Source organism: Comamonas sp. DB36, assembly GCF_057914905.1.
The window spans coordinates 3833326-3845135 of the sequence record NZ_CP196631.1; the positions used below are offsets into that span (position 1 = coordinate 3833326).

Here is an 11810-nt window from a genome sequence, read left to right on the forward strand (position 1 = left end):
GGCCTTACGGCCGATAATGCGCCATGTCCTGCGCCCCCCGTCCCCTGTCCTCCGTCGCCCCCCTGAGCGAGCATGCGGTCGCGCTGCACCGCCTGCCCGATGCGCACGCCGGCAGCGCGGTACAAGTCCTCGCCCAGCAGCGCACGCTGGCCAGCGAAGTGCCGATCGCGCTGGTCTTCAACGGCATATCGCATGCGGTGATGCTGGGCACGCCGCTGGACCTCGAAGACTTCGCGCTGGGCTTTGCGCTCAGCGAAGGCCTGATCGACAGCGCGGCCGACTGCTTCGGCATCGACGTGACGCCGGTCGCGGCCAGCGCTGCGGGCCTGCCCGAGGGCATGGACGGCATGGAAGTGCAGATCGAGATTTCCTCGCGCTGCTTCGCGCGCCTCAAGGACCACCGACGCAGCATGAGCGGGCGCACCGGCTGCGGCGTCTGCGGCGTGGAGAGCTTTGCGGCGCTCGATCTGTCGTTTGCGCCGCTGCCCGCGCGCGCCTGGGTCGCCGACATCGATCTGCCGGTGGTACTGCGCGCCATAGAGGCGCTGAAAGGCAAGCAGCTGCTCAATGCCCATGCGGGCGCGATCCACGCGGCCGGCTGGGCGCTGGCCGACGGCCAGCTGTGCGATGTGGTCGAGGACGTGGGCCGGCACAACGCGCTCGACAAGCTGCTCGGGCGGCTGGCGCGCACGGGCCGGCTGGGCGAGCCCGGCTTTGTCGTGCTGTCGAGTCGCGGCAGCCATGAGCTGGTGCGCAAATGCGCGAAGCTGGGAATCGGCGCGCTGGCGACCATCTCCGCGCCCACGGCCATGGGCGTGCGCCTGGCGCAGCTCACGGGACTGCGTTTCTGGGGCCTGTGCCGCGCGCCCAGCGGCGTGCTCTACGCGCCTGGAGCGGGCCAGCCGGCGATCGCCCCATAGCAGCGCATTGCCCCAGCGCGCCACTGCGCTGCGCCCAACTCCGTAGAATCACGGCCTCAGCCACTGGATATACACCATGCACCGCTGCCTCCATTCTCCTTCCCTGCGCGCGCGCGCCATCGGCTGCATGCTGCTGGCCGGCGCCGCCTGGCTGCCTGCCCAGGCCCAGAACGCGCCCGCCGTCACGGCCGCCGCCGCGGGCACGCGCAACTTCCCGCCCGCGGCGCTGCGCGGCAAACTGGTCATAGGCACCATGCCCGAGGTCACGCTCAACGGCAAGGCCATGCGCACCACGCCGGGCTTCAGGCTGTTCAGCACCGAAGGCCGGCTCGTCATGGCCCACACCGTGGCCGGCCAGAACCTGCTGGTCAATTACGTGATCGAGCCCAGCACCCAATGGCTGCACACCGCCTGGGTGCTGACGCCTGAAGAAGCCGCGCTCAAGCGCCCCTGAATCCCCGCGCCGCGCCTGCGCGCTGCCTGGTTGCTGTCTGCGCGTGCGCAGGCATACCGCTTTGCCGAGAGTCCCACGATGTCCAAAAAAGTATTTATCAAAACCTTCGGCTGCCAGATGAACGAGTACGACTCGGACAAGATGGCCGATGTGCTGAACGCCGCCCAGGGCTACGAGCCCACGCAGAACGTCGATGAAGCCGACCTGATCCTGTTCAACACCTGCTCGGTGCGCGAAAAGGCGCAGGAAAAGGTCTTCAGCGACCTGGGCCGCATCAAGCATCTCAAGGACAAGGGCGTGCTGATCGGCGTCGGCGGCTGCGTCGCCAGCCAGGAAGGCGCGGAAATCATCAAGCGCGCGCCCTACGTGGACGTGGTCTTCGGCCCGCAGACGCTGCACCGCCTGCCCGATCTGCTCAACGCGCGCGCCGCCAAGTCCAAGCCCCAGGTCGACATCAGCTTTCCCGAAATCGAGAAGTTCGACCATCTGCCGCCGGCGCGTGTCGAAGGCGCCTCGGCCTTCGTGTCCATCATGGAAGGCTGCTCCAAGTACTGCAGCTACTGCGTCGTGCCCTATACGCGCGGCGAGGAAGTCAGCCGGCCGTTCGACGACGTGCTGGTCGAAGTCGCGGGCCTGGCCGACCAGGGCGTGAAGGAAGTCACGCTGCTGGGCCAGAACGTCAACGCCTATCTGGGCAAGATGGGCGACACCCAGGAAATCGCCGATTTCGCACTGCTGCTGGAATATGTCAGCGAGATTCCCGGCATAGAACGCATCCGCTACACCACCAGCCACCCCAACGAGTTCACGCCGCGGCTGATCGAGGCCTATGCCAGGCTGCCCAAGCTGGTGAGCCACCTGCACCTGCCGGTGCAGCATGGCTCGGACCGCATCCTGATGGCGATGAAGCGCGGCTACACGGCCATGGAATACAAGAGCACGGTGCGCAAGCTGCGCGCCATCCGCCCCGAAATGGCGATGAGCAGCGACTTCATCGTCGGCTTCCCCGGCGAGACCGAGGAAGACTTCCAGAGGATGATGAAGCTGATTGACGACGTGCGCTTCGACAACTCGTTCAGCTTCATCTTCAGCCCGCGCCCGGGAACGCCCGCGGCCAACCTGCACGACGACACGCCGCATGAAGTCAAGCTGCGCCGCCTGCAGGAGCTGCAGGCCGTGATCAACCGCAACATCAAGGACATCAGCGAGGAGCGCGTGGGCACGGTGCAGCGCCTGCTGGTCGAAGGCATCAGCAAGCGCGACGGCAGCGAACTGATGGGCCGCACCGAATGCAACCGCGTGGTCAACTTCGCGGGCCAGGAGCGGCTGATAGGCCAGATGATCGACGTGAAGATCACCGAAGCCAAGGCCTATACCTTGCGCGGCGAAGTGCTGGTACGGCACTGATCAAACAGCGGCATCCAGCAGATAGATACCGTTCGCCCTGAACGGGCTAGGCGAGACACGTCTCGCCAGGCGTCATCAAGAAGCAGCGGAGCCTATGTTGGTTTTCGTTCGTCCTGAGCTTGTCGAAGGATGAACGCAGGGCTTTCGTACAGTAGCCATGTTTTTTTGCAGCACGCCCTAAAACGCCCTTCGACAAGCTCAGGGCGAACGGCATTTATCTTCTTGACGCCGCTGTTTTCTAAAATTCACCCATCGCTAAGCAATTGATTTATCTAGCGAAGAAAAGCTGTTTCTTGAGAGCCTGTCGAAGCCCTGCCCGGTCCAAGTTTACGCAAATACCGTGCGGGCCTCGGTGAACCGCTTGCGGAAATAGACGTTGTCCATGCCCACCACGCGCACGATGCCGCCGCTCGACGGCGCGTGCACGAAACGGTCGGCGCCGACATAGATGCCCATGTGCGAGAAGCGCCCGCCCGAGGTGTTGAAGAACACGAAGTCGCCGCGCCGCAGTTCGCCGCGGTCAATCGGATTGCTGACCGTGGCCCACTGGCTGGTGCTGCGCGGCAGGCGCTTTTCGGTGATGCCCTGCAATGCGTACTGCACCAGCCCGCTGCAGTCGAAGCCGCCTTCGGGCGTGTTGCCGCCATAGGTATAGGGGGTGTTGACGACGAGCATGGTGCGCGCGTAGAGCGCGTCGCGCAGCGTGCCGTCTATGGCCAGCGGCGCGACAGCGGGCGCGCCGGAGCTGCGCCGCGCGGGCGCCGAGCCGCAGCCCGCCAGAGTGGCTGCCGCGGCCAGCGCCGCCGACAGGAGAAGCCGGCGCGACGGCGCGGCGGTGGGCTCAGTCATCGTTTGCATGCGGCCATTATGGGCAAGGGACGCGCTCGGGACAAATCCCGAGAAACACACCCTTCGACAGGCTTGTATGGTTTGGTCTCCATCAACCAAACTTCAAGAAAGGGCGAGGAGCCGGGATGGAGGGACATCGACAGGCATCGGCCGTTGCTTTAGACCCAACGGACCGACTTCTTGAGTCATTACCCCATCCCTGCGCCGAGCGTCGATAAGGAACCTGGCGACGTCACCTGCATTTGCAGTCTCGATCGCCAATTCTTGCAAGCTCACGCCGACAGCAGGGTCCACCCCGGCACTCGTATTTTGAGCGATGAAGATCCAACAAGCTACTAATTTTGTTGGTGTGGATGTGGCAAGCGCGCATTTGGACGTCGCCATTCAGGGACAGACTCGTGTGCAGCGATTCGACAACACCGCCAAAGGTATAGCCCAGTTGCTGCGCGCACTGCCTTGTGGATGCGCGATAGGGCTTGAATCGACAGGCCGCTATCACCAGGCGCTGGCACAGGCTGCACATGCAGCAGGCCTGAGCGTTTATGTGCTCAACCCGCTGGACGCGCGCCGCTATGCGCAGTCTGTGGGCCAGCGCGGCAAGACCGACCGCATTGATGCCCTTATGCTGGCGCGCTACGTTTGCCGTGAGCATGAGCAACTGCGCCAATGGCAGCCGCCCACACAGACCCAAGAAGAAGTGCGTGAACTCATTGGCCACCGCGCAACCTTGGTGCGTCAGCGCAGCGCGCTGACGCAAGCGGGCAGCCACAGCAAGATGCTCAAGAGCTTGGATGCCCCGGTGCTTCAGGCGTTGAAGCAAGCCATCGAGCGCGTCGATGCGAAACTTGCTGCGGCCATCAAGATGGACCCACCCAGCCAACAGGCATTCGAACACATTACCTCTGTACCAGGACTGGGTCTGGTCTGCGGATCGCTGCTTGTGATGCTGTTCGGGCGTATGCAAGAACGTAGTTCGGATGCAGTGGTTGCATTCACCGGACTGGACCCACGCCCGAATGATTCGGGCAAGAAGATGGGCCAAAGGCGGCTGTCCAAGCGGGGTTGGCCGGAGATCCGGCGCCTGCTGTTTGCAGCCGCGATGTCAGCTGCGCGAACCAAGACTTGGAGCGGGTTGTATGAGGCTCAGCGCAAAAAGGGATTGAGCACGACAGCTGCGCTGATCGTGCTTGCTCGAAAACTGCTGCGTGTAGCGTTCGCGCTGTTCAAGCAGAAAAGCTGCTTCGATGGTTCACGGATGGCGGTAAACGCTTGACGAAAACCATAGAACCTCAGGGTGAACGCTCCGTGCTCCAGAAGAAAAAAAACCGACCTGCGCATCACGCCAGGCCGGTTTTGCGGACAAGTCCGGGCAAACCTCAGAACGGCAGCTTGGGCATTCCGCCACCACCGCCCATCATTCCCTTCATGGCCTTCATGCCGCCCATGCGCTTCATCATCTTCATCAGGCCGCCGCCCTTCATCTTCTTCATCATGTCCTGCATCTGCTCGAACTCCTTGAGCAGACGGTTGACTTCCTGCACCTGCACGCCCGCGCCCATGGCGATGCGCTTCTTGCGCGTGGCCTTGATCAGTTCGGGCTTGCTGCGCTCCTTGGCGGTCATCGAGCAGATGATGCCTTCCTTGCGGCGCATTTCGCGCTCGGCCTTGTCCATGTCGACCTGACCGGCCTTGGCCGACATCTGGCTGGGCAGCTTGTCCATCAGGCTGGACAGCCCGCCCATCTGCTTCATCTGCTGGATCTGGCCCAGGAAGTCGTTGAGATCGAAGCCGTCGCCGCTCTTGACCTTGGCCGCCAGGCGCTGCGCGGCTTCCATGTCGACGCCGGCCGTGACCTGCTCGACCAGCGCGACGATGTCGCCCATGCCCAGCACGCGGCCCGCATGGCGCTGCGCATCGAACACTTCGAGGCCGTCAAGCTTTTCCGACACACCCGCGAACTTGATCGGCGCGCCCGTGATCTGGCGCACCGACAGCGCCGCACCGCCGCGCGAATCGCCGTCGAGCTTGGTCAGCACGATGCCGGTCAGCGGCAGCGCTTCCTTGAACGCCTTGGCGGTGTTGATCGCATCCTGGCCCTGCATCGCATCGACGACAAACAGCGTTTCCACGGGCTTGAGCACGGCGTGCAGCTCCTGGATTTCGCGCATCAGCACTTCGTCGATCGCCAGGCGGCCCGCGGTATCGACCAGCAGCACGTCGAAGAAGTGGCGCTTGGCGTAGTCGAGCGCGGCGCGCGCGATGTCCAGCGGCTTCTGGTCGGGCGTGCTCGGGAACCATTCGGCGCCCGCCTGGGCGGTGACGGTCTTGAGCTGCTCAATGGCCGCGGGGCGGTAGACGTCGCCCGACACGGTCAGCACTTTCTTCTTGCGCTTTTCGATCAGGTGCTTGGCGAGCTTGGCCGTGGTCGTGGTCTTGCCCGCGCCCTGCAGGCCGGCCATCAGTATCACGGCCGGCGGCTGGGCATTGAGGTTGATGTCGCTGACGCCTTCGCCCATGGTCGCGGCGAGTTCGGCGTTGACGATGGAGACCAGCACCTGGCCGGGCTGCAGCGAGGACAGCACTTCCTGGCCCAGCGCCTTTTCCTTGACGCGCGCGATGAAGTCGCGCACCACGGGCAGGGCCACGTCGGCTTCGAGCAGGGCCATGCGCACTTCGCGCAGCATGTCCTGCACGTTGGATTCGGTGATGCGGGCCTGGCCACGCATCTCCTTGACGAGGCGCGAGAGTTTTTCGGTAAGAGCGGAGGCCATAAGCAGGAAGTTCCGGTAGTTGCTGCGGCCGGCCAGGAACGGCCGGTCGTGGGCAGGACCGCACCGCGTGGCGCGCAAGGGCGGCAGCATGCAAGAGTGAAGTCGTGAATTTTACCCGCTGCACCGGTTCGCCGGCGCGGGCCATGCCCCTGACGGCACGCGCCGCGCGGGGATTGGCGTTGCCGGCGAAGCGTGTACGATTTGAAACAGGCGGACCAGCAATTTGTAACTGCAGGCTCCGGCTTTGCCGTGCGTCCTGCCTTCGCCGCCTCACGCTTTCTGGAGCTGTCATGCCCGACATTCCTTATCGCCAGTATCTGGACCAGATTGCCGATGACTTCATCCTGCACGACGTACGCGGCCGGATCCTCGACGTCGGTGCCCAGGCCTGCCTGAGCCTGGGTTACAAATATGACGATCTGTTGCGATTGAACATGAGCGCGCTGTCGGCGTCGCACGCCCCAAAGGCGCTCGAGCAGCTCTGGGAGCGCATGGAGCCGGGCCGCTCCACCCGCTGGCTCGACAAGCTGCGCCGCCAGGACGGCTCGCTGATGCCGGTCGAGATGCAGATTTCCTGTCAGTGCGTGGACGGGCAGAAACGGTTTTTCACGCTGTCGCGCGACACCAGCGAGCGCATAGGGCGCGAAGCGGAGATCCGCGCGCTCAACAGCCGGCTCGAACGCCAGGTACAGGAAAGCACGCGCCAATGGAAAGACACTGCGCGCCTGCTCGATGCGGTGCTCAGCGATACGCCCGACATCATCTATCTCAAGGACCTCAAGGGCCGCTACCTGTTCTGCAACGATGCCGCGATGCGCTTCTTCGCGCGCCCCAAGCACCAGATCCTGGGCAACACCGACGCCGAATTCTTTCCCGAAGGCGTGGCCGAATGCGAAGCCAGCGACCAGCAGGTACTGCTGTCCAACAGTGCCCACACCTCGGACCAGTACATCATGCATCTGGGCCAGATGCGCATCTTCGAGACCATCAAGAGCCCGTTTCGCGACGAAAACGGCGAGTTGACCGGCTTGCTGGGCATTTCCCGCGACATGACCGAGGTCAGGCTGGCCAAGGAGAAGCTGCAGCACAGCTACGACTCGCTGCAACTGGCCAAGGCGGCGGCCGAATCGGCCGAACGCGCGAAATCGGATTTCCTGGCGACCATGAGCCATGAAATCCGCACGCCCATGAACACCGTCATCGGCATGACCCGCCTGCTGCAGCAGACGCCGCTGCTGCCCCGGCAGCGCAACTACCTCGACAAGGTCGAAGTGTCGGCCAAGGCGTTGCTGGCGATCATCAACGACATCCTCGACTTCTCGAAGATCGAGGCCGGCATGCTGCGCCTGGAGGAAGTCGATTTCGATCTCGACGCCATCCTGGAAACGGTCTCGGCGATCAGCACGCTGCGCGCCGAGGAAAAAGGCGTGGAGATCGTCTACCGCATCGCGCCCGAAGTGCCGCGGCGGCTGCGCGGCGACCCGCTGCGCCTGGGTCAGATCCTCACCAACCTCGTCGGCAACGCCGTCAAGTTCACCGAGGAAGGGGAAATCTCCGTTGCGGTGCGCCTGGGCCCGGACAGCGCGCGGCTGATGCTCGAAGTGCAGGTCAGCGACACCGGCATAGGCATGACTCCCGAGCAGATGCAGCGGCTGTTTCGGCCGTTTTCCCAGGCCGATGCACAGACCACGCGCCGCTACGGCGGCACCGGCCTGGGGCTGGCCATCTGCCAGCAGTTGGTCGCGCTCATGGGCGGCCAGATCAGCGTGCAGAGCACGCTCGGCGAAGGCAGCAGCTTTCGCTTCACCGCCGCTCTCTCGCCCGCCCAGAGCACCATGGCTGCGCACCAGTTGCACCTGGGCACGGCGCTGTGCGAGCGCGCGCTGGTCGTCGACGACAACGCCAGCGCCCGCCACATCCTCAGCGAGATGCTCGGCGGCTTCGGCATGGTCGCGGATGCCGTGGCGTCGGGCGAAGCCGCACTGCAGCGGCTGCAACAGGCATCGAGCACCGGCCAGCCCTACCAATTGGTGCTGCTCGACTGGCGCATGCCCGGAATGGACGGCCTCGAAGTCACGCGCCACTTCCGCGAGCACGCGTCCCTGAGCGCCACGCCCGCGGTGCTGATGGTCACCGCCTATGCGCGCGAGGAAGTGCTGCGCCGCGCTGAGTCGCTGGGCGTGCAAGGCCTGCTGATCAAACCCGTGACCGAATCGGTGCTGTTCAACACCATCCAGGACATCTTCCGTCCGCCGCTGGTCGCCGAGACGCCCATGCACGGCGCGCTGGTGCCCGCGCTGCGGGTCGCCGACCTTGCCGGACGGCTAGGCGGAAAGCGCGTGCTCGTCGTCGACGACAACGCACTCAACCTTGAAGTCGCGGCCGACTTTCTGCGCCTGGTCGACATGCAGGTCACCTGCGCCCAACACGGCCGGCATGCGCTCGAATTGCTGCACAGCGAGCCCTTCGATGCCGTGCTGATGGACGTGCACATGCCCGAAATGGATGGCCTCACGGCCGCGCGCGCGATCCGCGAAAACCCCGCGTGGCAGCACCTGCCCGTCATCGCGCTCACGGCGCAGGCACGCGAGGAAGACCGGCGTGAAATCAGCGCGGCCGGCATGGACGCCCACCTGACCAAGCCCATAAACGAGCACCAGCTGTATGCGACGCTGGACCAGCTGCTGCAGCCCTGCACGCGGGCCGCGCCGCCGCCCGGCGACGCTGCGCTGATCGACTGGCAGGCCGTGCACACGCGCTTCGCGGGCAACGCCGAGCGCGTACAGCGCCTGCTGCAGGGCCTGGTGCGAGATTTCGGCGGCGCGCCCGACGCGCTCGCGCAGGCCGCCCAATCGCAAGACTGCGCCGCGCTGGCCGCGCTGGCCCACCAACTCAAGGGCGCGCTCGGCTATCTGGGCGCTGCGGCCTTGATCGAACAGGCCGCCCAGCTCGAGGACCTGGCCACCCATCGCCAGCACGAAGCGCTGCAGCGCGCGCTGCCGGCGTTCGACAGCGCGCTGCGACAGCTTCTTGCACAGGTCGCGCAGAACGCGGCCCGCGGCGCGCTGCCGCCGCCGCCCGACAGCGTCCGCGTCAGCGACGCCGACATTGCCCAGCGGCTGGCGCTGCTGCGCAGCCTGATCGTCCACGGCGACTATGCGGCCGTGGCCCAGCTCGAGCAACTGTCGCAGCTTCTGCCGCCCGCGCAGCGCGCGCAGCTCGCGGCCATCCAGGACCATGTGGATGATCTCGAAACCGACCGGGCCCTGGCCGCGCTTCATGCGCTCGCACAAGGCCTGGCTTTTTCCGACCAGGATTCCACGCCATGAATCTGCCCCTCGATGACCGTCCGACCATTCTGGTGGTCGATGATGAACGGCTCAACCGCAACGCGCTGGCCGAGATGCTGGGCGGCGAATACCGCGTGCTGCTGGCCAAGGACGGGCCGGGCGCGCTCGCGCATGCGCAGCGCGAAGCCGCGCAGCTGCTGCTGATACTGCTCGATGTGAGCATGCCCGGCATGAGCGGCTATGACGTGCTGAGTGCGCTGCGCGCCGACGAACGCACGGCGGGCATCGCGGTGATCTTCATCACCGGCCAAAGCGACGATGCGGCCGAAGAGTACGGACTCAACCTGGGTGCGGCCGACTATGTCTCCAAGCCCATACGCCCGGCCATCGTGCGCGTGCGCGTGCGCAACCAGATCCACCTCGCGCTGCAAAGGCGCGCGCTCGAGCGGCTGGCGCAGATCGACGGTCTCACGGGCCTGGCCAACCGCCGCCATTTCGACGCCCAGTTCGACCGCGCCTGGCGCCGCTGCGAGCGCGCGGGCATCCCGCTGGGACTGGCGCTGGTGGACATCGACCATTTCAAGCAATACAACGACCGCTATGGCCATCTGCAGGGCGATGAAGCCCTGCGCACCGTGGCGCAGACGCTGCAGGCACATGCGCGCCGGCCCGACGATCTCGCGGCGCGCATAGGCGGAGAAGAGTTCACGCTGCTGATGCCGGGCGATGAATCGCTGGTGCAGCGCATAGAGGACTTCCGCCAGGCGGTGGTCGCCCAGGCCATCGTCCACGCGGACTCGCCGACCGGCTCCACGCTCACCGTGAGCTGCGGCCTGGTCGTGGCGCGCCAGCTCGATCGGATCACGCCGACCGAGCTGTTGCAAAAAGCCGATACCCTGCTCTACACCGCCAAATTCCAGGGCCGCAACCGCACGGTCACATGGACGCAGACCTGACATGCGTGCGTGCGCGGCGCGAGATTTCACCGTGCGCGCGCAAGTCCAATCCACGGCGGCGCGAATTCGGTCTGCACCGGTCTATCATTGAAAGATGGTTTCCTTTGCCTCCATGCATACTCCTTTCCCGGTCCTGACCTGGTTCCTGGCCCTGGCCGCGGCCTGCGCCTACGCGATTCCCGCTGCGCGCATCGGGGAAACCGCGGCGCGCACCGCGCTGGGCATTGCCTGGGCGCTGCACGCAGCGTTTCTCGCCTGGGGGCAACTGGGCGCCACGCCGCACTTCGGCTTCGCCACGGCGCTGTCCATCACCGCCTGGCTGATGCTCACCGTCTACGGTGTCGAGCAGCAGCTGTACCCCAAGCTGCGCACGCGCGCGCTGCTGGGCCTGCTGGGTGCGGCCGCGGTGTTGCTCGCCGCGCTGTTTCCCGGCAAGCCGCTGCAGGTCAACTCCTCGGCCTGGCTGCCGCTGCACCTGGCGCTGGGCATTGCCTCCTACGGTCTGTTCGCCGCCGCCGTCGTGCACGCGACGCTGATGAACCATGCGGAAAAACGCATGCGCCTCGCGGCCGACCAGGACAGCGGCATTCCGCTGCTGACGCTTGAACGGCTCACCTTCCGCTTTGTCGCCGCGGGCTTCTGGCTGCTCACGGCCACGCTGCTCGCCGGCTGGCTGTTCGGCGAAGCGCTGTACGGCCGTGACTGGCGCTGGGACCACAAGACCGTTTTCTCGCTGCTGGCCTGGCTGACCTTCGCCACGCTGCTGATCGGCCGCGCGCGCTTTGGCTGGCGCGGCCGCCATGCGGTGCACGTGCTGTACGCGGGCGCGCTGCTGCTGCTGTTGTCATATGCAGGTTCCCGTTTTGTCATGGAAGTCCTGCTGGAGCGTTTTGCATGAAGTATCTTCTGGTCCTGCTGGTGATCGTGATCGCCGTGGGCGTCTGGCGCAGCCGCCGCCGTGCCGAGAACCTTGAAGCGCGGCGCCCCGCCGCGCGCGCCGACAGCCGGCTGCAGCCGCCCCAGGACATGGTGGCCTGCGCCCATTGCGGGCTGCACCTGCCGCGCAGCGATGCGCTGGTGCTGGGCAACGCGTCCCGGCCCGCGTACTACTGCAGCGCCGAACACCGCGCGCAAGGCCCGGCCTGAGCCGGCGCTGCGCCCTG

Annotated in this window: 10 protein-coding genes; 8 read left to right on the plus strand and 2 right to left on the minus strand. The window is 65.6% G+C overall.

The genetic code is table 11. The features are described from left to right. Window positions 1–23: 23 nt before the first annotated feature. The 3 genes from fdhD to miaB all read left to right on the plus strand — a co-directional run bounded on the left by fdhD (window position 24) and on the right by miaB (window position 2781). Window positions 24–920, plus strand: coding sequence for a formate dehydrogenase accessory sulfurtransferase FdhD (gene fdhD, locus ACSVDO_RS17970; RefSeq protein ID WP_332682771.1), 897 nt, complete (start codon window positions 24–26; stop codon window positions 918–920). A gap of 76 nt (window positions 921–996) precedes the next feature. Next, window positions 997–1374 (plus strand): hypothetical protein, encoded by a 378-nt coding sequence (locus tag ACSVDO_RS17975; protein WP_332537544.1) that lies wholly within the window; start codon window positions 997–999, stop codon window positions 1372–1374. A gap of 78 nt (window positions 1375–1452) precedes the next feature. Next, entirely contained in the window at window positions 1453–2781 is a 1329-nt protein-coding gene (gene miaB, locus ACSVDO_RS17980; RefSeq protein WP_489593796.1) for a tRNA (N6-isopentenyl adenosine(37)-C2)-methylthiotransferase MiaB, read from the plus strand. Window positions 2782–3108: 327 nt separating this feature from the next. Here the strand turns inward: miaB and ACSVDO_RS17985 are convergent, their stop codons facing one another. Further along, a complete protein-coding gene (locus ACSVDO_RS17985; RefSeq protein ID WP_332537542.1) occupies window positions 3109–3639 on the minus strand; it encodes a C40 family peptidase in 531 nt (176 codons plus the stop codon). Between the two features lie 307 nt (window positions 3640–3946). Here ACSVDO_RS17985 and ACSVDO_RS17990 point away from each other — a divergent pair, with 307 nt between their 5' ends. Beyond that, window positions 3947–4903 carry an IS110 family RNA-guided transposase gene (locus ACSVDO_RS17990; protein ID WP_489593684.1) on the plus strand — a complete coding sequence of 319 codons (957 nt, stop codon included), beginning with the start codon at window positions 3947–3949 and terminating at the stop codon, window positions 4901–4903. Window positions 4904–5006: 103 nt separating this feature from the next. On the opposite strand, the gene ffh is transcribed toward ACSVDO_RS17990, so the two are convergent. Beyond that, window positions 5007–6401 carry a signal recognition particle protein gene (ffh, locus tag ACSVDO_RS17995; RefSeq protein ID WP_332539566.1) on the minus strand — a complete coding sequence of 465 codons (1395 nt, stop codon included), beginning with the start codon at window positions 6399–6401 and terminating at the stop codon, window positions 5007–5009. 290 nt (window positions 6402–6691) lie between these two features. On the opposite strand from ffh, the gene ACSVDO_RS18000 reads away from it, so the two are divergent. The 4 genes from ACSVDO_RS18000 (at window position 6692) to ACSVDO_RS18015 (ending at window position 11793) form a co-directional block, all read left to right on the plus strand. Continuing rightward, window positions 6692–9730, plus strand: a complete 3039-nt coding sequence (locus ACSVDO_RS18000; protein ID WP_489593799.1) for a response regulator — start codon at window positions 6692–6694, stop codon at window positions 9728–9730. Continuing rightward, a complete protein-coding gene (locus tag ACSVDO_RS18005) occupies window positions 9727–10647 on the plus strand; it encodes a GGDEF domain-containing response regulator (RefSeq protein WP_489593801.1) in 921 nt (306 codons plus the stop codon). Before ACSVDO_RS18000 ends, ACSVDO_RS18005 begins: the two co-directional genes overlap by 4 nt. A gap of 112 nt (window positions 10648–10759) precedes the next feature. Further along, window positions 10760–11545 carry a cytochrome C assembly family protein gene (locus ACSVDO_RS18010; protein WP_332539562.1) on the plus strand — a complete coding sequence of 262 codons (786 nt, stop codon included), beginning with the start codon at window positions 10760–10762 and terminating at the stop codon, window positions 11543–11545. Further along, window positions 11542–11793, plus strand: coding sequence for a PP0621 family protein (locus ACSVDO_RS18015; protein WP_332539560.1), 252 nt, complete (start codon window positions 11542–11544; stop codon window positions 11791–11793). Before ACSVDO_RS18010 ends, ACSVDO_RS18015 begins: the two co-directional genes overlap by 4 nt. Window positions 11794–11810: the final 17 nt, after the last annotated feature.